The sequence below is a fragment of the Streptomyces cinnabarinus genome (assembly GCF_027270315.1).
GTDB lineage: Bacteria > Actinomycetota > Actinomycetes > Streptomycetales > Streptomycetaceae > Streptomyces > Streptomyces cinnabarinus.
Map to the genome: position 1 here is coordinate 7,388,170 of NZ_CP114413.1, position 20,693 is coordinate 7,408,862.

16 protein-coding genes are annotated in these 20,693 nt (G+C 70.5%); 12 read left to right on the forward strand and 4 right to left on the reverse strand.

The features are described from left to right. Positions 1–7: 7 nt before the first annotated feature. Genes STRCI_RS33365 through STRCI_RS33380 form a run of 4 tightly spaced genes read right to left on the reverse strand, consistent with a single transcriptional unit; the run spans position 8 to position 5,575 of the window. On the reverse strand, positions 8–868 hold the full coding sequence (locus tag STRCI_RS33365; RefSeq protein ID WP_269662684.1) for a 2Fe-2S iron-sulfur cluster-binding protein: 861 nt from the start codon (positions 866–868) through the stop codon (positions 8–10). Continuing rightward, positions 865–2,682: an NADH-ubiquinone oxidoreductase-F iron-sulfur binding region domain-containing protein gene (locus STRCI_RS33370; RefSeq protein ID WP_269664717.1), complete on the reverse strand. Its 1,818-nt coding sequence runs from the start codon at positions 2,680–2,682 to the stop codon at positions 865–867. Before STRCI_RS33370 ends, STRCI_RS33365 begins: the two co-directional genes overlap by 4 nt. 5 nt (positions 2,683–2,687) lie before the next feature. Beyond that, on the reverse strand, positions 2,688–4,607 hold the full coding sequence (locus tag STRCI_RS33375) for a molybdopterin oxidoreductase family protein (protein ID WP_269662685.1): 1,920 nt from the start codon (positions 4,605–4,607) through the stop codon (positions 2,688–2,690). Continuing rightward, entirely contained in the window at positions 4,604–5,575 is a 972-nt protein-coding gene (locus STRCI_RS33380) for a 2-dehydropantoate 2-reductase (RefSeq protein WP_269662686.1), read from the reverse strand. The genes STRCI_RS33375 and STRCI_RS33380 overlap by 4 nt, the downstream gene beginning before the upstream one ends. A gap of 222 nt (positions 5,576–5,797) precedes the next feature. Between STRCI_RS33380 and STRCI_RS33385 the strand changes: the two genes are divergently transcribed. From STRCI_RS33385 to STRCI_RS33440, 12 genes are all read left to right on the forward strand, one after another. Next, positions 5,798–7,162, forward strand: coding sequence for an OFA family MFS transporter (locus STRCI_RS33385; protein ID WP_269662687.1), 1,365 nt, complete (start codon positions 5,798–5,800; stop codon positions 7,160–7,162). Further along, complete coding sequence (locus STRCI_RS33390) at positions 7,131–7,265, forward strand: MFS transporter small subunit (protein ID WP_015656642.1); 135 nt, start codon at positions 7,131–7,133, stop codon at positions 7,263–7,265. The genes STRCI_RS33385 and STRCI_RS33390 overlap by 32 nt, the downstream gene beginning before the upstream one ends. Before the next feature lie 163 nt (positions 7,266–7,428). Continuing rightward, positions 7,429–8,376, forward strand: a complete 948-nt coding sequence (locus STRCI_RS33395) for a beta-ketoacyl-ACP synthase III (RefSeq protein ID WP_269662688.1) — start codon at positions 7,429–7,431, stop codon at positions 8,374–8,376. A 127-nt stretch (positions 8,377–8,503) separates the two neighbouring features. Then, positions 8,504–9,181, forward strand: a complete 678-nt coding sequence (locus tag STRCI_RS33400; RefSeq protein ID WP_269662689.1) for a GntR family transcriptional regulator — start codon at positions 8,504–8,506, stop codon at positions 9,179–9,181. A 156-nt stretch (positions 9,182–9,337) separates the two neighbouring features. Further along, on the forward strand, positions 9,338–10,519 hold the full coding sequence (locus STRCI_RS33405; protein ID WP_269662690.1) for an ROK family transcriptional regulator: 1,182 nt from the start codon (positions 9,338–9,340) through the stop codon (positions 10,517–10,519). Positions 10,520–10,646: 127 nt separating this feature from the next. Next, a complete protein-coding gene (locus STRCI_RS33410) occupies positions 10,647–12,164 on the forward strand; it encodes a sugar ABC transporter ATP-binding protein (RefSeq protein WP_269662691.1) in 1,518 nt (505 codons plus the stop codon). Continuing rightward, positions 12,161–13,180 (forward strand): ABC transporter permease, encoded by a 1,020-nt coding sequence (locus STRCI_RS33415; RefSeq protein WP_269662692.1) that lies wholly within the window; start codon positions 12,161–12,163, stop codon positions 13,178–13,180. The genes STRCI_RS33410 and STRCI_RS33415 overlap by 4 nt, the downstream gene beginning before the upstream one ends. Before the next feature lie 17 nt (positions 13,181–13,197). After that, the gene (locus STRCI_RS33420) at positions 13,198–14,235 is read left to right on the forward strand and encodes a substrate-binding domain-containing protein (RefSeq protein ID WP_269662693.1); all 1,038 of its coding nucleotides are present in this window, start codon (positions 13,198–13,200) and stop codon (positions 14,233–14,235) included. A 271-nt stretch (positions 14,236–14,506) separates the two neighbouring features. Then, the gene (locus STRCI_RS33425; RefSeq protein ID WP_269662694.1) at positions 14,507–15,712 is read left to right on the forward strand and encodes a Gfo/Idh/MocA family protein; all 1,206 of its coding nucleotides are present in this window, start codon (positions 14,507–14,509) and stop codon (positions 15,710–15,712) included. Between the two features lie 14 nt (positions 15,713–15,726). Continuing rightward, positions 15,727–16,725, forward strand: a complete 999-nt coding sequence (locus tag STRCI_RS33430; protein ID WP_269662695.1) for a sugar phosphate isomerase/epimerase family protein — start codon at positions 15,727–15,729, stop codon at positions 16,723–16,725. 84 nt (positions 16,726–16,809) lie between these two features. Next, a complete protein-coding gene (locus STRCI_RS33435) occupies positions 16,810–19,299 on the forward strand; it encodes a PQQ-dependent sugar dehydrogenase (RefSeq protein ID WP_269662696.1) in 2,490 nt (829 codons plus the stop codon). Positions 19,300–19,314: 15 nt separating this feature from the next. Continuing rightward, positions 19,315–20,667: a ThuA domain-containing protein gene (locus STRCI_RS33440; RefSeq protein ID WP_269662697.1), complete on the forward strand. Its 1,353-nt coding sequence runs from the start codon at positions 19,315–19,317 to the stop codon at positions 20,665–20,667. Positions 20,668–20,693: the final 26 nt, after the last annotated feature.

The following is a 20,693-nucleotide window of genomic DNA, read 5'->3' on the forward strand; positions in this document are numbered from 1 at the left end:
GCCCCGATCAGTTCCGGTTCTGGACGTGCTGGTAGCCGAAGCGGCCCTTGATGCACAGATTGCCGTGGGTCACCGGATTGTCGTGCGGCGAGGTGACCTTCACGATCTCATTCTCCTGCACGTGCAGAGTGAGGTTGCAGCCCACTCCGCAGTACGCGCACACCGTGGTCGTCTCCGTCTGCGCCGACTCGTCCCAGGTGCCCGCCGCCCGCATGTCGAACTCCGACTTGAAGGACAGCGCCCCGGTCGGGCACACCTCGATGCAGTTCCCGCAGTACACACAGGCCGAGTCGGTCAGCGGGGCGTCGTGCTCGACGGCGATCCGGGCGTCGAAGCCCCGCCCGGCGACCGAGATCGCGAACGTGTTCTGCCACTGGTCGCCACAGGCGTCGACGCACTTGTAGCAGAGGATGCACTTGTCGTAGTCGCGCACGTACAGATCGTTGTCGACCTTGGGTTCCTCATTCAGCCGGGCGGCGTCCGGGCCGAAACGCTCGGGCTTGGCCTCGTACTCCTTGATCCACTCGGCGACCTTCGGTGTGGTCGACAAGTCGACCGAAGAAGCGAGGAGCTCCAGTACGACCTTGCGGCTGTGCCGGGCGCGCTCGGTGTCGGTGCGCACCTCCATGCCCGGCTCGGCCTTGCGGGAGCAGGCCGGGACCAGGGTCCGGGACCCCTCGACCTCGACGACACAGACCCGGCAGGCGTTCTTCGGCCGCAGGGTGTCGCCCTCGCACAGGGTCGGGATGTCCTTCCCGGCGGCCCGGCAGGCGTCGAGGACGGTCGAACCCTCGGGCGCCCGGACCGGCTCCCCGTCGATGGTGAACTCCAGCAGTCGGCGGGGAATCCCCAGCGGTGTCACGGTCATTCGTACGCCCCCAGGCGGTCGATGGCGGATTCCACGGCGTTCCAGGCGGTCTGTCCCAGACCGCAGATCGAGGCGTCCCGCATCGCGCGGCCGACCTCCCTGAGCAGGGCGATGTCCTCGGCGGCCGCGGCACCCGTCCGCTCCGCGATCCGGTGCAGCGCCTCCTCCTGCCGCACGGTCCCGACCCGGCAGGGCACGCACTGCCCGCACGACTCGTCGCGGAAGAACTCGGCGATGCGCAACAGGAGCCGGGGCAGTGGTACGGACGAGTCGAAGGCCATCACCACGCCCGAGCCGAGTGTGGTGATGGCCTCCCGGGTGCCTTCGAAGGTGAGCGGGATGTCCGTCTCGTCGGGCCGGACGAACCCGCCCGCCGCGCCGCCCAGCAGCACCGCCCGCAGCCCGTCCCGCACCCCGGCGAGGGTCAGCAGCTCACCCAGCGTGGCGCCGAACGGCAGCTCGTAGATGCCGGGCCGGTCCACGCTGCCCGAGACGCAATACAGCTTCGGCCCGGTCGACTTGGGGGTGCCGATCGCCGCGTACGCCGGGGCGCCCATGGTCAGGATGGGCAGGACGTTGACCAGCGTCTCGACGTTGTTCTCCACCGTGGGCTTGCCGAACAGGCCCTTCTCCACCGGGAACGGCGGCTTGGAGCGCGGTTCGCCCCGGTAGCCCTCGATGGAGTTGAACAGGGCGGTCTCCTCACCGCAGATGTAGGCGCCCGCGCCCCTGCGGATCTCGATGTCGAAGGCGTACCCCTGACCGAGGATGTCTGCGCCCAGCAGTCCCCGCGCGCGAGCCTGCGCGAGGGCGTGCTCCATGCGCTGAATGGCGCGCGGGTACTCGCCGCGCAGATACAGGTAGCCGTGGTGCGCGCCGGTCGCGTACCCGGCGATCGTCATCGCCTCGACCAGGGCGTACGGGTCACCCTCCATGATCACGCGGTCCTTGAAGGTGCCCGGCTCGGATTCGTCGGCGTTACAGACGAGGTAGTGCGGATGGTCGGGCTGGGACGCCGTCGCCTGCCATTTGCGGCCGGTGGGGAAGGCGGCGCCGCCACGCCCGACCAGGCCCGAGTCGGTCACCTCGCGGATCACGCCGGCCGGGCCCAGCTCGAAGGCCCGGCGCAGGGCGGTCCAGCCGCCGTGGGCGCGGTAGTCGTCGAGGCTCGCCGGGTCCACGACGCCGACCCGGCCGAGCAGGGTGAGCCCCGGGTCCCCGGCCTGGGGCACCGCCATCGCCGCGGGCGGCTCCTCGGGCGCCGAGTCCGGCGCGGTCGCGGCGAGGACGGCGTCGTGCACGGTGGTGGGCGCCGAGACCGCCGTACGCACCGGGTCGCCCGCCCTGATCGCCAGGGCCGCCGGGGCGCGTTCGCACAGGCCGAGGCAGGGGCTGCGCTCGACGTGGACGCCGGGGCCGAGGCTCGCCTCGATGCCCGCGCACAGGCCGGCGGCGCCCGCGGCGGCGCAGGCGAGGTCGGTGCAGACGTGCAGCACGGTGGCCGGGCGGGGTTTGACGGAGAACATCGCGTAGAAGGTGGCGACGCCGTACGCCTCCGCGGGTGGCACGGTCAGCCGGCGGCACAGGTAGTCGAGGGCGCCGTCGCTGATCCAGCCGATCCGGTCGTTGATCGCGTGCAGCCCCGGCAACAGCAGGTCCCGCCGCTCGCGTGCGGCGCGTCCGCCGCGCGCCCACCTCAGGTCGGCATCCGAGCGGTCGGCGCCTTCCCATGAGGACTCCGGGGGGCCCAACAGGGCGTCGACGGCCGCCCGTTCGTCGTCCGTCGGCTTGCTGTCGCCGAAGTGCAGGTCCACTTGCGTCACCTCACGATGGTCGCGACGGGGAGCTTCTCGATCCGGATCGCCGACGCCTTGAACTCCGCCGTCCCCGCGATCGGGCAGTTCGCCTCGATCGTCAGCGAGTTGGTGTCCACCTCGTCGGGAAAGTGCATGGTCATGAAGGCGAGCCCGGGGCGCAGCGCGGTGTCGACCCACACCGGCGCCACCACCGAGCCGCGCCGTGAGGTCACCTGGACCTCCTCGCCGACGACGACCCCGTACCGCTCGGCGTCCTCCGGGCACAGCTCGACGTACTCGCCGCGCCGGAGCGGGGAGGCGAAACTCCCGCTCTGCACACCGGTGTTGTAGGAGTCGAGACGCCGCCCGGTGGTGAGCCGGATCGGGTACCGGTCATCGGTGAGGTCGACCGGCGGATCGTGCTGCACCAGCCCGAACGGCGCCGCCGTCCCGCGCCGCTCCGGGTCCGTCTCCCACAACCGGCCGTGCAGATAGCTCGGTTCGATGCCGTCGGTGCTCGGACACGGCCACTGGATGCCCTGGTGCTGCTCCAGGCGTTCGTACGTCATCCCGTAGTGGTCGGGCGATATGGACCTCAGCTCGTTCCACACGGCCTCGGCGTCGGCGTACTTCCACTCGTGGCCGAGCCGGGCCGCCAGCTCGCAGATGATGTCGATGTCCTCGCGCGCCTCACCGGGTGGGGTGACCGCCCGCCGCACCCGCTGGACCCGGCGCTCGCTGTTGGTGGTGGTGCCGTCCGTCTCGGCCCACCCGGCGGTCGCGGGCAGGACGACGTCCGCCAACTCCGCCGTCTTCGTCAGGAAGATGTCCTGCACGACGAGGAAGTCCAGCTCCCGCATCCGACGTACGGCCTGCTCGCTGTCGGCCTCCGACTGCGCCGGGTTCTCGCCGATGCAGTAGACGGCCCTGAGCGAGCCCTCCTCCATCGCCTCGAACATCTCCGTGAGGTTGAGGCCGTAATGGGGCTGGATCACCGTCTCCCAAGCGGACTCGAACTTCAGCCGCGTGTCCGCGTCGAGGATGTCCTGGAAGCCGGGCAGGCGGTTGGGGATGGCCCCCATGTCGCCGCCGCCCTGCACGTTGTTCTGCCCGCGGAGCGGCTGCAACCCGCTGCCGTAGCGGCCGACATGGCCGGTGAGCAGGGAGAGGTTGATCAGCGCGCGGACGTTGTCGGTGCCGTTGTGGTGCTCGGTGATGCCCAGGGTCCAGCAGAGCTGGGCGCGTTCGGCGCGGGCGAAGGCGTGCGCCAACTCCTTGATGGCGGCGGCCGGTACGCCCGTCACCTTCTCCGCCAGCGACAGCGTCCAGGGCTCGACGAGCGCCTTGTACTCCTCGAAGCCGGTGGTCGCCCGCGCGATGAACGCCTCGTTCGCCAGGCCCGCGTGGATGATCTCCCGGCCGACGGCGTGCGCCATCGGGATGTCGGTGCCGACGTTCAGGCCCAGCCAGCTCTCCGCCCATTCGGCGGTGGAGGTCCGGCGCGGGTCGACGGCGTACATCCGGGCGCCGTTCCTGATCCCCTTCAGCACGTGCTGGAAGAAGATCGGGTGCGCGAAGCGGGCGTTGGAGCCCCACATCACGATGACGTCCGTGTGCTCGATCTCCTCGTAGGAGGAGGTCCCGCCGCCGGAGCCGAACGCGGCCGACAGGCCCGCCACGCTCGGCGCGTGGCAGGTGCGGTTGCAGGAGTCGACGTTGTTGGTGCCCATCACGACCCGTGCGAACTTCTGCGCCACGTAGTTCATCTCGTTCGTGGCCCGGGCGCAGGAGAACATGCCGAACGCGCCGCGGTTGCGGGCGAGCCCCTCGGCCGCACGGGCCAGGGCCTCCTCCCAACTCGCCTGCCGGAAGGGCTCGTCGCGGGAGTCCCTGATGAGGGGATGGGTGAGCCTCGTATAGGTCTTGGTCTGGCGTTTCCTCATGCGGCGCTCCTCAGCGCGAGCAGGTCCGAGATGGCGTGCACGGTGCGCAGGGTGGGCACCTCCACGCCGGTGATCTCCGCCAACTCGACGACGGCCGCGAGGAGGACGTCGAGTTCGAGCGGCTTGCCGCGCTCCAGGTCCTGGAGCGTGGAGGTGCGGTGGTCGCCGACCTTCTCGGCGCCGGCCATCCGGCGTTCGATGGAGACGCCGACCTCGCAGCCGAGGGCCTCGGCGACGGCGAGCGTCTCGGCCATCATCGTCTCGATCACCTTGCGGGTGCCGCCGTGCAGACACATCTGCCGCATGGTGGCGCGGGCCAGCGCGCTGATCGGGTTGAAGGAGATGTTGCCGAGCAGCTTGACCCAGATGTCGGCCCGCAGATCGGGCTCGACCGGGCACTTCAGACCGCCGGCGATCATCGCCTCGCCGAAGTCCAGACAGCGCTTGGACACCGTGCGGTCGGGCTCGCCGATGGAGAACCGGGTGCCTTCCAAGTGCCGTACGACACCGGGGCCTTCGAGCTCGGTCGCCGCGTAGACGACACAGCCGATGGCCCGTTCGGGCGCGAGCACCGCACTGACCGCGCCACCCGGGTCGACGCTCTCCACGCGATGTCCGTCGTGGGGGCCGCCGTGCCGGTGGAAGTACCACCAGGGGATGCCGTTCTGGGCGGCGATCACCGCCGTGGTGTCGTGCAGCAGGGGCTCGATCAGCGGCCCGCACGCCGCGTACGAGTTGGCCTTCAGACCCAGGAACACATAGTCGACCGGGCCGACCTCGGCGGGGTCGTCGGTGGCGTGGGCGGCGGCCGTGAAGTCACCGCGCGGGCTGAGCACCCGCACGCCGTGCCGCCTCATGGCCGCGAGATGCGGTCCACGGGCGATGAGATGCACATCGGCACCGGCGCGATCGAGCGCGGCACCGACATAGGCGCCGATCGCTCCGGCGCCGAGGACTGCGACTTTCATACGGGGGAGCTCCGTTCGGCCGAGGGATACCGCGGAGAGGGCGCACTGCCGAAACTCTGTCGACGAAATATTGTCTACAGTATGCCCGTTGGGGCGGCAAGGGTTCGCGCAGCACCGGAAACCGGTCGGTTCGACCGTTCGTCGCGCGCTGCATACCGTTCACCGCATACGGTCGACCCGTTGGCTTCTCAACTACCGGCTCGCTTCCTACCGTTCGGGATCATGAGTCCCCCCGTCGCACCCCCGGGATGGAGCCGCTGGCTTGTTCCCCCGGCCGCTCTCTCGGTCCACCTCTCCATCGGACAGGCCTACGCCTGGTCCGTGTTCAAGCCGCCCCTGGAATCCGCGCTCGGCCTCAGCGGCACCCAGAGCGCGCTCCCCTTCCAGCTGGGCATCGTGATGCTGGGCCTGTCGGCCGCGTTCGGCGGCACGCTCGTCGAACGCAACGGCCCGCGCTGGGCGATGACCGTCGCCCTGTGCTGCTTCTCCTCCGGCTTCCTGCTCTCCGCCCTCGGCGCGGCCACCGAGCAGTACTGGCTGATCGTCCTCGGCTACGGCTTCGTCGGCGGCATCGGCCTCGGCATCGGCTACATCTCGCCCGTCTCCACCCTGATCAAGTGGTTCCCGGACCGCCCCGGCATGGCCACCGGCATCGCCATCATGGGCTTCGGCGGCGGCGCCCTGATCGCCTCGCCGTGGTCGGCCCGGATGCTGGAGTCCTTCGGCGCGGACTCCGACGGCATCGCCGTGGCCTTCCTGGTGCACGGCCTGTCGTATGCCGTATTCATGGCGCTGGGTGTGCTCTTGGTCAGGGTGCCGCGAACCGACCTGGGGGCGCGGGGCGGTGTTGAATCTGCGGCTACCGCCGCGGGGGCGCGACCAGCCCCCACCGGCCCGCAGGTGTCAGCGAAACAAGCAATCCGCACACCACAGTTCTGGTGCCTGTGGATCGTCCTCTGCATGAACGTGACCGCGGGAATCGGCATCCTGGAGAAGGCTGCCCCCATGATCATGGACTTCTTCGCCGAGACCGAGACAACGGTGTCAGCCACAGCCGCCGCAGGCTTCGTAGCCCTGCTCTCCGCCGCGAACATGGCGGGCCGCATCGGCTGGTCCTCCACCTCGGACCTGATCGGACGGAAGAACATCTACCGCGTCTACCTGGGCGTCGGCGCGCTGATGTACGCCTCCATCGCCCTGTTCGGCGACTCCTCCAAGCCGCTGTTCATCCTGTGCGCGCTGGTGATCCTCTCCTTCTACGGCGGCGGCTTCGCCACCATCCCCGCCTACCTGAAAGACCTCTTCGGCAGCCACCAGGTCGGCGCGATCCACGGCCGGCTGCTCACCGCCTGGTCCACGGCCGGTGTGCTCGGCCCCTTGATCGTCAACTGGATCGCCGACCGGCAGGAGGAGGCGGGCAGGACCGGCGCCTCCCTCTACGGGCTCTCCTTCGGCATCATGATCGGCCTGCTGGTCGTCGGCTTCGTCGCCAATGAACTCGTCCGGCCCGTCCATCCCCGCCACCACATCCCCGCACCCCGTCAGGAGGCCGTCGATGTCGAACGACAGCAGCCAGAGTCCGCCTGACCGGCGCGGGCTGATCGCCTTCGCCTGGCTGTGGGTCGGGGCACCGCTCGCCTACGGTCTCTACGAGCTCGTGCAGAAGGCGACACAGCTGTTCACCGGGTGACCGGGGACGGCTGACCGTTCGAGAAGTGTTCGGGCGTCCGAGTGGCTGACAGAAGCCGACAACCCGGGCGCCCGATTCCTGTGGCATCACCTGCCGCCGTACCCGTGAGTCACTGATCAGACTGGTGGATCCCGCTACCCAAGGCAACGAGGGGGACCACCCGATGAACGGCTCGCGCATCGCCGCGCTCGGCCACTACCAGCCGGCCAAGGTACTCACCAACGAGGACCTGGCCGGCATCGTCGACACCAGTGACGAGTGGATCAGATCCCGGGTGGGCATCCGCACACGCCATATCGCCGGGCCCGACGAACCGGTCGACGAGCTCGCCGGGCACGCCGCGGCCAAGGCGCTCGCCACGGCGGGGCTGGTACCGGCCGATATCGACCTGGTCCTGGTGGCCACCTCCACCGCCGTCGACCGCTCCCCGAACATGGCCGCCCGGGTCGCCGCCCGGCTCGGCATCCCCTCGCCCGCCGCGATGGACGTCAACGTGGTGTGCGCCGGATTCACCCACGCGCTGGCCACCGCCGACCACGCCGTACGCGCCGGTGCCGCCACCCGGGCCCTGGTGATCGGCGCCGACAAGATGTCCGATGTGACGGACTGGTCCGACCGTACGACCTGTGTGCTCGTCGGCGACGGGGCGGGGGCCGCCGTGGTCGAGGCGTCGGCTCCGGGTGAGGCGCCCGGCATCGGGCCGGTGCTGTGGGGCTCGGTGCCCGAGATGGGGCACGCCGTGCGGATCGAGGGGACGCCGTCGCGGTTCGCGCAGGAGGGGCAGAGCGTCTACCGCTGGGCCACCACCCAGCTGCCCGCCATCGCCCGGCAGGCCTGCGAGCGGTCCGGGCTCACGCCCGCCGACCTCGCCGCGGTCGTGCTGCACCAGGCCAACCTGCGGATCATCGAGCCGCTCGCGGTGAAGATCGGCGCGGTCAACGCCGTGGTGGCGAAGGACGTCACCGACTCCGGTAACACCTCGGCCGCGAGCATCCCGCTGGCCTTCGCCAAGCTGGTGGAGCGCGGGGAGATCGCCGCCGGGGACCCGGTGCTGCTGTTCGGGTTCGGCGGCAACCTGTCGTACGCGGGCCAGGTCGTACGCTGCCCGTGACGGCGCCCGCGACCGGGGTGTGACAAGGCCAACTCCCCCTTTCCCTGGCCGTTGTGCGCCGTAGACTGTAGACGAAAGACAATTCCGAGGTTCAGGTGTTGTCCGACGGCTCTGGAGGGGGACCGCGATGTTGTCGACAGGACTTCCGCAGGGGGCGGTGCCCAAGCTGGAACGGCCCGGGCCGCTGCGGGACCGTGTCTACGAGGCTCTGCTCGAACTCATCACCACCCGTGCGCTGCGCCCCGGCCAGCATCTGGTCGAGAGCGAACTCGCAGGTCATCTCGGTGTGTCGCGGCAGCCCGTGCGCGAGGCGCTGCAACGCCTGAACACCGAGGGCTGGGTCGATCTACGGCCCGCCCAGGGCGCGTTCGTGCACGAGCCGACCGAGGAGGAGGCCGATCAGCTCCTCACCGTGCGGACCCTGCTGGAGGCCGAGGCAGCCCGGCTCGCCGCCGCCAACGCCGGGGCCGCCGGGATCACGGCCCTGGAGGAGCTGTGCGCGGAGGGCGAGCGGGCGGTGGAGGCGGACGACGTGGACGCCGCCGTCGCGATGAACGCCCGCTTCCACGCCAAGGTCATGGAGCTCGCGGGCAACGCCGTCCTCGCCGAACTCGCCGCCCAGGTCGACCGGCGGGTGCGCTGGTACTACACGCCGGTGGCCCGGCAGCGCGGGCAGCAGTCCTGGATCGAGCACCGGCGCCTCATCGCGGCCATCTCCGACCGGGACCAGCAGCGCGCCACCGAACTGATGCGCGAGCACACCGAGCACACCCGCACCTCGTACCACGCCCGCCAGCGGACCTGAGGTTCACCGAACAACACCGGGCTTTGTCCTGAGAGTGGAAAAAGTCGTAGGGAATTCGTGCACAGATTCTTCCCAGCCACCGCTACCGCTGCTACGTTCCCCTCGAAAGCCCGGCAACTGGTGGCCGATTGAGGCGGGGAGGGGCACGTGAGACGGATGACGGCGCGACCCGCGAACGCCCATCAGGCCCGGCTGCTCAAGCTGTTGCGCGACGGGGGTCCCAACTCCCGGGCGCAACTGGGTGATCAGGTCGATCTGTCACGGTCCAAGCTGGCCGTGGAGGTGGACCGGCTGCTGGAGACGGGCCTGGTCGTGGCCGACGGACTCGCCGCCTCGCGCGGTGGCCGCCGCTCACACAACATCCGGCTCAACCCGGGGCTCCGCTTCCTCGGTGTCGACATCGGCGCGACCTCGGTCGACGTCGCCGTCACCAACGCGGAACTGGAGATCCTCGGACACCTCAACCACCCCATGGACGTGCGCGAAGGCCCGGTCGCGGTCTTCGAGCAGGTCCTCGCCATGGCCGCCAAACTCCGGGCCACGGGACTCGCGGAGGGGTACGACGGCGCCGGCATCGGCGTCCCCGGACCCGTCCGCTTCCCCGAGGGCGTCCCGGTGGCCCCGCCGATCATGCCCGGCTGGGACGGCTTCCCCGTGCGGGAGGCGCTCAGCCAGGAACTCGGCTGCCCGGTCATGGTCGACAACGACGTGAACCTGATGGCGATGGGGGAGCAGCACGCGGGCGTGGCACGCTCCGTGGGCGACTTCCTCTGCGTGAAGATCGGCACCGGCATCGGCTGCGGCATCGTGGTCGACGGCCATGTCCACCGCGGTACGACGGGCAGTGCCGGCGACATCGGGCACATCCAGGCGGTCCCCGACGGCAGGCCCTGTGCCTGCGGCAACCAGGGTTGTCTGGAGGCCCACTTCAGCGGGGCGGCCCTCGCCCGGGACGCCGTGGAGGCGGCCCAGCAGGGGCGGTCGGCCGAACTCGCCGCGCGCCTTGAGGCGAACGGCTCGCTCAGTGCCGTCGACGTCGCCGCCGCGGCCGCCGCGGGCGATGCCGCCGCGCTGGATCTGATCCGGGAGGGCGGCAACCGCACCGGCCAGGTCATCGCCGGTCTCGTCTCCTTCTTCAACCCGGGCCTGGTGGTGATCGGCGGCGGGGTGACCGGCCTCGGCCACACCCTGCTCGCCGCGATCCGCACCCAGGTCTACCGCCAGTCGCTGCCACTGGCGACCGGCAATCTGCCCATCGTGCTCGGGGAGTTGGGCCCCACCGCCGGAGTCATCGGCGCGGCCCGGCTCATCAGCGACCACCTGTTCTCACCCGCGTAACCGCACCTGCTCAGCGAGCCTTCGACAGCAACTCGTTACACGAGTCACTCCAGCACGTCCGTCTGCTTCGCCCTGCCCTGCTACGCCCTGCCCTGACACCGGCCCGCACGTCCGCCAAGGGGAGCTCATGGCACCAGAACCATCGCTGCTCAGCATGTCCGGCATCACCAAGTCCTTCCCCGGTGTCCGGGCCCTCGACGGAGTCGACCTCGACGTCCAGGCCGGCGAGGTGCACTGTCTGCTCGGTCAGAACGGCGCCGGGAAGTCCACCCTCATCAAGGTCCTGGCCGGCGCCCACCAGCCCGACACCGGCACCATCCGCTGGCGCGGCGAGGACGTCACCCTGCGCTCACCGATCGCCGCCATGCGCCTGGGCATCGCCACCATCTACCAGGAACTCGACCTCGTCGAGCACCTGTCGGTGGCCGAGAACGTCCACCTCGGCCATGAACCGACGGCCGCCGGGTTCGTCGTACGGCGAAAGACCGCATGGGCGTCAACTGCCCTGATCCTCAAGCGACTTGGGCACCCGGAGATCGATCCCGCGCGGCTGGTGGGGGAATTGTCGGCGGCGCAGCAGCAGATCGTCTCCATGGCACGGGCGCTGTCGCACGACGTACGGCTGATCGTGATGGACGAGCCGTCCGCCGCTCTGGACCCGGACGAGGTCGACAACCTCTTCCGCATCGTCGGCGACCTGACCGCCGACGGGGTCGCCGTCGTCTACATCTCGCACCGCCTTGAGGAGATCCGGCGCATCGGAGACAGGGTGACCGTGCTCAAGGACGGCCGGGCCGTGGCGGTCGGACTGCCCGCGAAGTCGACGCCCACCCGGGAGGTCGTGGCCCTGATGACGGGCCGCAACGTCGAGTACGTCTTCCCCGAACGGCCCGTGGGAGACGCGACCGGCACGCCCGTGCTCCAGGTCCAGGGGCTGTCCCGCGACGGCGAGTTCGAGCCGCTGGACCTGGAGGTCCGGCCCGGTGAGATCGTCGGGCTCGCCGGACTGGTCGGCTCGGGGCGCTCCGAGATCCTGGAGACGATCTACGGGGCCCGCAAGCCCTCCTCCGGTCAAGTCCTCGTGGAAGGACGGGAGTTGCGGCCCGGCAGCGTGCGCGCCGCCGTCCGCGCCGGACTCGGGCTCGCCCCCGAGGAACGCAAGGCACAGGCCCTGCTGATGCTGGAGTCCGTCACCCGCAATGTCTCGGTCTCCTCCATGTCCCGCTTCTCCCGCGGCGGCTGGATCGACCGGGGCGCCGAACTGGGCGCCGCCCGCGCCGCCACCCGTGAGCTGTCGCTGCGGCCCGACAACCCGGCCGTGCCCGTGCGCACCCTGTCCGGCGGCAACCAGCAGAAGGCGGTGCTCGCCCGCTGGCTGCTGCGCGGCTGCCGGGTCCTGCTCCTCGACGAACCCACCCGGGGCGTCGACGTGGGCGCCCGTGCCGAGCTGTACGCGGTCGTGCGGCGTCTCGCCGACGAGGGTCTCGCCGTCCTGCTCGTCTCCAGCGAGGTGCCCGAGGTGCTCGGCCTCGCCGACCGTGTCCTGGTGCTGCGGGAGGGGCGCGTCGTGCACACCGCGCCCGCCCGCGACCTCGACGAACACCGTGTCCTCGACCTCGTCATGGAAGGAAGCCCGGCGTCATGACGCAGCACATGTCTCCGCCCAGGGACAGCGCCGACAAAATACCGTCGACGAGTCAACCCTGGGCGTGGCGCGGGATGTTGGCCCGCGCCGACGTCCGCACCCTGTCCTTGCTCGGCGTGCTCGCCGCGCTGGTCGTCATCGGCGGCATCACCAAGCCCGACGAGTTCCTCGACACCCGCAACCTCCAACTCGTCCTCACCCAGGCCTCCGTGATCGGCGTCGTCACCGTCGGCATGACCTTCGTCATCACCTCCGGCGGCATCGACCTCTCGGTCGGCGCGATCGTCGCCCTCGCCTCGGTCTGGGCGACCACCGTCGCCACCCAGGACTACGGCTTCGGCGGCGTCCTGTTCACCGCGGTGCTGGTCGGCGTCGGCTGCGGACTGGTCAACGGACTGCTGATCGCGTACGGCGGGATGGTGCCGTTCATCGCGACGCTCGCCATGCTCGCCTCGGCGCGCGGACTGGCCCTCCAGATCACCGACGGCAAGACCCAGATCGTCACCATCCCCAGCATCCTCGACCTCGGCGAACGCGACGCCTACGTCCTCGGCGTCCCGCCGCTGGTGATGGTCTTCGCCGTCGTCACCGTCATCGGCTGGCTGATCCTCAACCGCACCACCTTCGGCCGCCGCACGGTCGCCGTCGGCGGCAACGCGGAGGCCGCCCGGCTCGCCGGTATCGACGTCCGCCGCCAGCGCCTCTACCTCTACCTGCTGTCCGGGCTGTGCTGCGGTATCGCCGCCTTCCTGCTGATCATCCTGTCCGGCTCCGGCCAGAACACCAACGGCAACCTCTACGAACTCGACGCCATCGCCGCCGCGATCATCGGCGGCACGCTGCTCAGCGGCGGCCGCGGCACCATCACCGGCTCTGTGCTCGGCGTCCTGATCTTCACCACGATCACCAACATCTTCGCCCTGAACAACCTCCAGAGCGACGTCCAGCAGATCGCCAAGGGCGCGATCATCGTCGCCGCTGTGCTGGTCCAGCGCCGTACCGCAAGCACGACCTGAGGAAAGGGTTCACCGCCATGCCAGAGTTCACGAGCCGCAGAGGACTGCTCTTCGGGGCGGCCGCCGTATCCGCGGGTGCCGTCCTCACCGGCTGCACCAGCAACGAGTCCGACGACGAACCGGCCGCCAACGACCAGCCGGCCGCCGACGACCAGCCCGGCAAGGCCGTCACCATCGGTTTCGCCGGACCCCAGGCCGACCACGGCTGGCTCAACGCGATCAACGACAACGCAAAGAGCCGGGCGAAGAAGTACTCCGACGTCACCCTGGAGATCACCGAGGGCTCCAACGACACCGCCGCCCAGATCGGCCAGATCGAGACGCTGATCAACAAGAAGGTCGACGTCCTGGTGGTGCTGCCCGCCGACGGCAAGGCGCTCACCCAGGTCGGCCTGAAGGCGATGCGCGCGGGCATCCCGGTCATCAACCTCGACCGCATCTTCAACTCCCCGCAGGCGTACCGCTGCTGGATCGGCGGCGACAACTATGGCATGGGACTGAACGCCGGCACTTACATCGGCGAGAAGCTCAAGGACAAGCCGGACGCCCGGGTCATCGAACTGGCGGGCCTGGACAACCTCGAACTCACCCAGCAGCGCACCCAGGGCTTCGACGACGCGCTGAAGAACTACCCCAACATCAAGAAGGTGGCCCGCCAGGCCGCCGAGTTCACGGTCGAGTCCGGGCAGGCCAAGATGGCCCAACTCCTCCAGGCCCAGTCGAAGTTCGACGCGCTGTGGAACCACGACGACGACCAGGGCGTCGGCGCGCTGCGCGCCATCGAGCAGGCCGGACGCGACGACTTCCTGATGGTCGGCGGTGCGGGCGCGCTCTCCGCCTTCCAGGCCATCAAGCAGGACGATGGCGTCCTCAAGGCGACGGTCCTCTACCCGCCGACCATGGCCGCCTCCGCGATCGACCTCGCCCGCGCGCTCGGCCAGGCCAAGGGCGTCTCCGGACTCGCCGAGTTCGAGATCCCGGCCTCGCTGACGCTGTACTCCGCCGTCGTCGACAAGGAGAACGTCGACCAGTACATGTCCACCGGCTTCAAGTGAGCCATGCCGGGGCCTGCTCCGCCGGATCAGCCTGGCAGGCCCTGGGGCCTGTCGTTTGGATCAGGCCGGCTGTGAGGAACGGCGCAAGTCAACTGAGCCGAGCGGGGTCTGGCGCGTGCAGCTGCAAGGCGGAGGAGGGCGTCGACGCGGAGCGTCGGCGACTGACGACAACGCGGCAGATGCGCGTGCCAGGGCCCGCGACGCCGGACTGATCCAAACGACAGGCCCCAGGTGCGCCACCCCCCGACGAAAGCACGAGGAGGACATCCGCATGGCACAGCCGCAGCAGTCAGCAGGTGCCGAGGCCGAGCAGCCGCCGCTGCGCGTCGGCATGGTCGGCTACGCCTTCATGGGCGCCGCCCACTCCCAGGGCTGGCGCACCGTGGGACGCGTCTTCGACCTGCCCCGGCGCCCGGTGCTGGCCGCGGTGTGCGGCCGGGACGCGGCCGCGGTGCGCGCGGCGGCCGACCGGCACGGCTGGGCGGCGGCCGAGACCGACTGGCGTGCGCTGATCGCCCGGGACGACGTCGACCTCGTCGACATCTGCACCCCGGGCGACAGCCACGCCGAGATAGCCGTCGCCGCGCTGGCCGCGGGCAAGCACGTCCTGTGCGAGAAGCCCCTCGCGAACACCGTCGAGGAGGCCGAGGCCATGGTCCGGGCCGCCGAACAGGCCAGGGAGCGCGGCCAGTTGGCGATGGTCGGCTTCAACTACCGCCGGGTGCCCGCGACCGCGCTGGCCCGCCGGATGGTGGCCGAGGGGCGGCTCGGCCGACTGCGGCACGTGCGGGTGACGTACCTTCAGGACTGGCTGGTCGACCCCCAGTTCCCGCTGACCTGGCGGCTGCGCAGGGAGCACGCCGGCTCCGGCTCGCTCGGCGACCTCGGCGCGCACATCGTGGACCTCGCCCAGTACGTGGCAGGCGAGCGGCTGTCCGGGGTCTCCGCCCTCACCGAGACCTTCGTACGGGAGCGTCCGCTGGCCGGAGCGGTCAAGGGCCTGGCCGCCGCGGCGACCGGCGGCACCGGCCAGGTCACCGTGGACGACGCGGCCCTGTTCACCGCCCGCTTCCCCTCCGGCGCCCTCGCCTCCTTCGAGGCGACCCGCTACGCCACCGGCCGCAAGAACGCCCTGCGCCTCGAACTCAACGGCGAGCACGGCTCGTTGGCCTTCGACCTGGAGCGGCTCAACGAACTCTCCTACCACGACGGTACGGAGTCCCCGGCGCACGCCGGATTCCGCCGCATCCTCGTCACCGAGCCCGAGCACCCGTACCTCGACGCCTGGTGGCCGCCGGGCCACGGCCTCGGCTACGAGCACACCTTCGTCCACCAGGCCCGCGACCTGGTGCACGCCATCGCCGAGGGACGGCAGCCCGACCCCTCCTTCGCCGACGGGCTCCAGGTGCAGCGCGTCCTCGCCGCGGTCGAGGAGAGCGCCGAGAAGAACTCCGTCTACACACCCATAGCGGTCTGAGGAGGCCACCGGACATGCCGCGCACCTTCACGCTCTTCACCGGACAGTGGGCCGACCTCCCCCTCGAAGAGGTCTGCCGCCTCGCCCGTGACTTCGGCTACGACGGACTCGAACTCGCCTGCTGGGGCGACCACTTCGAGGTCGACAAGGCGCTCGCCGATCCCACCTACCTGCCCTCGCGGCACGCACTGCTCGACAAGTACGGCCTGAAGTGCTGGGCGATCTCCAACCACCTGGTCGGCCAGGCGGTCTGCGACGCCATCATCGACGAACGCCACCAGGCGATCCTGCCCGGCGAGATCTGGGGCGACGGCGACCCGGAGGGCGTACGGCGACGCGCCGCGACCCGGATCGCGGACACCGCGCGCGCCGCGGCCGCCTTCGGCGTCGACACCGTCATCGGCTTCACCGGCTCCGCCATCTGGCACCTGGTCGCCATGTTCCCGCCCGCCCCCGAGTCGATGATCGAACGCGGCTACGACGATTTCGCGGAGCGCTGGAACCCCATCCTCGACGTGTTCGACGCGGAGGGCGTCCGCTTCGCCCACGAGGTCCACCCCAGCGAGATCGCCTACGACTACTGGACCACCCAGCGCGCCCTGGAGGCGGTCGGCCGGCGCCCCGCCTTCGGCCTGAACTTCGACCCCTCGCACTTCGTGTGGCAGGACCTCGACCCGATCGGCTTCCTGTGGGACTTCCGGGACCGGATCTACCACGTCGACTGCAAGGAGGCCCGCAAGCGCCTCGACGGCCGCAACGGCCGCCTCGGCTCCCACCTGCCCTGGGGCGACCCCCGCCGCGGCTGGGACTTCGTCTCCGCGGGCCACGGCGACGTCCCCTGGGAGGACGTCTTCCGGATGCTGCGCTCCATCGACTACCAGGGCCCCGTCTCGGTGGAGTGGGAGGACGCCGGAATGGACCGGCTCCAGGGCGCTCCCGAGGCACTGACCCGCCTGAAGGCATACGACTTCGAACCCCCGTCGGCCTCGTTCGACGCGGCGTTCGGCAACTGAGCCCCTCCACAGGTCTCCGGGGTGACGGCGCACCCCGGCGCAAGGCAACCGCATGTACAACCGGCCCCTTTCTGGAGGCATTTCGTGCACGCGAACGACCGCACCACCGGCCACGACAGAACCGAGATCCACAGACGACGCCGTATCTTCCGCAAGACGGTCGCGCTGCTCAGCGGCGCGCTGCTGGCGGGCGCCTCCCTCACCCTCGTCGCGCCACCGGCCGTCGCCGACAACGCCGTGGCCGCCGAGGACTTCCAGCAGGTCACCCTCGCCAAGGGCGAGGCGGAGGTCGGCGAGCCCATGTCGCTCGCCGTCCTCCCCGACCGCTCCGTCCTGCACACCTCACGCGACGGCGAACTGCGCCTGACCGACGCGGCCGGGAACACCAGGCTCGCGGGCAAGCTCGACGTGTACGCGCACGACGAGGAGGGCCTCCAAGGCATCGGCGTGGACCCGGACTTCGCCGACAACCGCTTCATCTACCTCTACTACGCGCCCCCGATGAACACCCCGGCCGGCGACGCCCCCGAGACCGGCAGCGCGGCCGACTTCGCGCCCTTCGACGGCGTCAACCGGCTCTCCCGGTTCGTGCTGAAGGCGGACGGCACCCTCGACACCGCCAGCGAGAAGAAGATCCTCGACGTCCCCGCCTCGCGCGGCATCTGCTGCCATGTCGGCGGCGACATCGACTTCGACGCGGCCGGCAATCTGTACCTGTCGACCGGCGACGACACCAACCCCTTCCAGTCCGACGGCTTCACGCCGATCGACGAACGGGCCACGCGCAACCCGGCGTTCGACGCCCAGCGCACCTCCGGCAACACCAACGACCTGCGCGGCAAGATCCTGCGCATCAAGGTCGGCGCTGACGGCTCGTACTCCGTCCCCGACGGCAACCTGTTCGCGCCGGGCACCGACAAGACGCGGCCCGAGATCTACGCGATGGGCTTCCGCAACCCGTTCCGCTTCAGCGTCGACCGGGAGACCGGCATCCTCTACGTCGGCGACTACGGCCCCGACGCCGGCGCCGCCAACCCCTCCCGAGGACCGGCGGGCCAGGTCGAGTTCGCCCGCGTCACCGGCCCCGGCAACTTCGGCTGGCCGTACTGCACCGGCGACAACGACGCCTACGTCGACCACGACTTCGGCACCGGCCAGTCCGGCGCCGCCTTCGACTGCGCTGCCCCGAAGAACACCTCGCCGAACAACACCGGTCTCACCGACCTGCCCCCGGCCCAGGCGGCCTGGATCCCCTACGACGGCGGGTCGCTGCCCGAGTTCGGCACCGGCTCCGAGTCCCCGATGGGCGGCCCGGTCTACCACTACGACCCCGCTCTCGACTCCCCGGTGAAGTTCCCCGAGGCCTACGACGGCGACTTCTTCGCGGGCGAGTTCGGCCGCCGCTGGATCAAGCGGATCAGCAGCGACACCGACGGCACCGTGCAGTCCATCGACGATGTGCCGTGGACCGGCACCCAGGTGATGGACATGGCCTTCGGCCCCGACGGCGCGCTCTACGTCCTCGACTACGGCGTCTCCTGGTTCGGCGGCGACGAGCACTCCGCGCTCTACCGCATCGAGAACGCCACCGACGGCCACTCCCCGGTCGCCCAGGCCGCGGCGAACCGCACCTCCGGACAGGCCCCGCTGCGGGTCCAGTTCTCCTCCGAGGGCACCACCGACCAGGACGGCGACGCCCTGACGTACAGCTGGGACTTCGGCGACGGCACCACCTCCACCACGGCCGACCCCACCCACCGCTACCGCAAGAACGGCACCTACACCGCGACCCTGACCGCCAAGGACCCCTCCGGGCGCACCGGCAGCGCGAGCGTGCAGGTCGTGGTGGGCAACACCGCGCCCAAGGTGACGCTGGAACTCCCGCAGGACGGGCAGCTGTTCGCCTTCGGTGACGCCATCCCGTTCAAGGTGAAGGTCAGCGACCCCGAGGACCGCACCATCGACTGCGCCAAGGTCAAGGTCACCTTCGTGCTCGGCCACGACAGCCACGGCCACCCGGTCACCTCGGCCAACGGCTGCACCGGCACCATCCAGACCAGCGCCGACGGCGGCCACGACGAGGACGCCAACATCTTCGGCGTGATGGACGCCGAGTACACCGACGGCGGAGGCGGCGGCCAGGCCCCGCTGACCACCCACGACCAGAGCGTCCTCCAGCCCAAGCACCGCCAGGCCGAGCACTTCGGCAACGGCTCCGGAGTCTCCCTCATCACCAAGACCGGCGCCCACGGCGGCCGGACCGTCGGCGACATCGACAACGGCGACTGGATCTCCTTCACGCCGTACGCCCTCGGCAACGCGAAGTCCGTCACGGCACGTGTCTCGTCCGGCGGCGCGGGCGGCACGCTCGAGGTCCGTGCGGGGTCCTCGACCGGCACCCTGCTCGGCAGGGCGACCGTGCCCGTGACCGGCGGCTGGGAGAACTTCCAGGACGTCACCGCACCGCTGACCCGGGCACCGCGCGGCACGACCACTCTGTACCTGGTCTTCAAGGGGGCCACGGGCTCGGGCGCGCTGTTCGACGTCGACGACTTCACGTTCACCACCGGCTGAGGAGGGATGCGGACGATGCGATCGACCGGCCGACTGGCCATCGCGATCACCGGCACGGCCCTGCTCCTCGGCTGTATGTCGGGACCGGCCGCCTCCGAACCCTCCGCCGGGGAACGGGTGCTGGTCTTCTCCAAGACGGCGGGCTTCCGCCACGACTCCATCCCCGCGGGCGTGACGGCCCTCAAGGAACTGGGCGCCGACGCCGGCATCACCGTGGACGCGACCGAGGACGCCGGCGCGTTCGCTCCGGGCAACCTGCGCCGGTACGACGCCGTGGTGTTCCTGTCGACGACCGGCGATGTGCTCAACGGCGCGCAACAGCGCGCGTTCGAACGCTATGTGCGCCACGGCGGCGGCTTCATCGGCGTCCACGCGGCCGCCGATACCGAGTACGACTGGGCGTTCTACGGCAGTGTCGTCGGGGCGTATTTTCAATCGCATCCGGCGATCCAGCAGGCCACGGTGGACATCGAGGACCACGCCCACGCGGCGACCTCGCAGCTGCCGACGGCCTGGAACCGGACGGACGAGTGGTACAACTACCGCTCCAACCCCCGGGACCGGGTGCGTGTCCTCGCCTCCCTCGACGAGTCCTCGTACATGGGCGGCACCATGAACGGCGACCATCCCATCGCCTGGTGCCACACCAACGAGGGCGGCCGGGCCTTCTATACCGGCGGCGGCCACACCCAGGAGTCCTACGCCGACCCCGCCTTCCGGCAGCACCTGCTGGGCGGGCTCCGCTGGGCCACCGGCGCCGCACAGGCCGACTGCCGCCCGGAGAACGGCTACCAGCCGCTCTTCGACGGCACGGCCGACTCGCTCGCCGGCTGGCGGCAGGCAGGACCGGGCTCCTTCGAGCCGGGTCCCGACGGAACCCTCACCACCACCGGCGGCCTCGGCATGCTCTGGTACGCCGAGCGGGGCTTCGGCGCCTACTCGCTGAAGCTCGACTGGAAGGTCGACGGAGACGACAATTCCGGTGTATTCGTGGGATTTCCGCCCTCGGACGACCCGTGGTCGGCTGTCAACAACGGCTATGAGATCCAGATCGACGCCACCGACGTCCCCGAGAAGACCACGGGGTCGGTCTACGGATTCCACTCCGCCGACCTGGCCGAGCGCGACCGTGCGCTGAACCCGCCGGGGGAGTGGAACACGTACGAGATCCGGGTGGAGGGCGAACGCCTCCGGGTCTGGCTCAACGGCGTGCAGATCAACGATTTCACCAACACCGATCCGGCCCGGAGCCTGCGTGACGGGCATGTCGGCATCCAGAACCACGGATCCGACGACCAGGTGTCCTTCCGGGACATCCGGATCAAGGAACTGCCCACGCAGCCCACGAGGGCCACGGAGGGCGACTGAACGGCGGCGGGCGGGGGACGCCGGAC

What these genes read in the sequence shown, in the direction of transcription:
- STRCI_RS33365 (WP_269662684.1), bottom strand. Translation starts at nt 868, where the DNA reads ATGACCGTGACACCGCTGGGGATTCCCCGCCGACTGCTGGAGTTCACC.
- STRCI_RS33375 (WP_269662685.1), bottom strand. Translation starts at nt 4,607, where the DNA reads ATGAGGAAACGCCAGACCAAGACCTATACGAGGCTCACCCATCCCCTC.
- STRCI_RS33380 (WP_269662686.1), bottom strand. Translation starts at nt 5,575, where the DNA reads ATGAAAGTCGCAGTCCTCGGCGCCGGAGCGATCGGCGCCTATGTCGGT.
- STRCI_RS33385 (WP_269662687.1), top strand. Translation starts at nt 5,798, where the DNA reads ATGAGTCCCCCCGTCGCACCCCCGGGATGGAGCCGCTGGCTTGTTCCC.
- STRCI_RS33390 (WP_015656642.1), top strand. Translation starts at nt 7,131, where the DNA reads ATGTCGAACGACAGCAGCCAGAGTCCGCCTGACCGGCGCGGGCTGATC.
- STRCI_RS33395 (WP_269662688.1), top strand. Translation starts at nt 7,429, where the DNA reads ATGAACGGCTCGCGCATCGCCGCGCTCGGCCACTACCAGCCGGCCAAG.
- STRCI_RS33400 (WP_269662689.1), top strand. Translation starts at nt 8,504, where the DNA reads ATGTTGTCGACAGGACTTCCGCAGGGGGCGGTGCCCAAGCTGGAACGG.
- STRCI_RS33405 (WP_269662690.1), top strand. Translation starts at nt 9,338, where the DNA reads ATGACGGCGCGACCCGCGAACGCCCATCAGGCCCGGCTGCTCAAGCTG.
- STRCI_RS33410 (WP_269662691.1), top strand. Translation starts at nt 10,647, where the DNA reads ATGGCACCAGAACCATCGCTGCTCAGCATGTCCGGCATCACCAAGTCC.
- STRCI_RS33415 (WP_269662692.1), top strand. Translation starts at nt 12,161, where the DNA reads ATGACGCAGCACATGTCTCCGCCCAGGGACAGCGCCGACAAAATACCG.
- STRCI_RS33420 (WP_269662693.1), top strand. Translation starts at nt 13,198, where the DNA reads ATGCCAGAGTTCACGAGCCGCAGAGGACTGCTCTTCGGGGCGGCCGCC.
- STRCI_RS33425 (WP_269662694.1), top strand. Translation starts at nt 14,507, where the DNA reads ATGGCACAGCCGCAGCAGTCAGCAGGTGCCGAGGCCGAGCAGCCGCCG.
- STRCI_RS33430 (WP_269662695.1), top strand. Translation starts at nt 15,727, where the DNA reads ATGCCGCGCACCTTCACGCTCTTCACCGGACAGTGGGCCGACCTCCCC.
- STRCI_RS33440 (WP_269662697.1), top strand. Translation starts at nt 19,315, where the DNA reads ATGCGATCGACCGGCCGACTGGCCATCGCGATCACCGGCACGGCCCTG.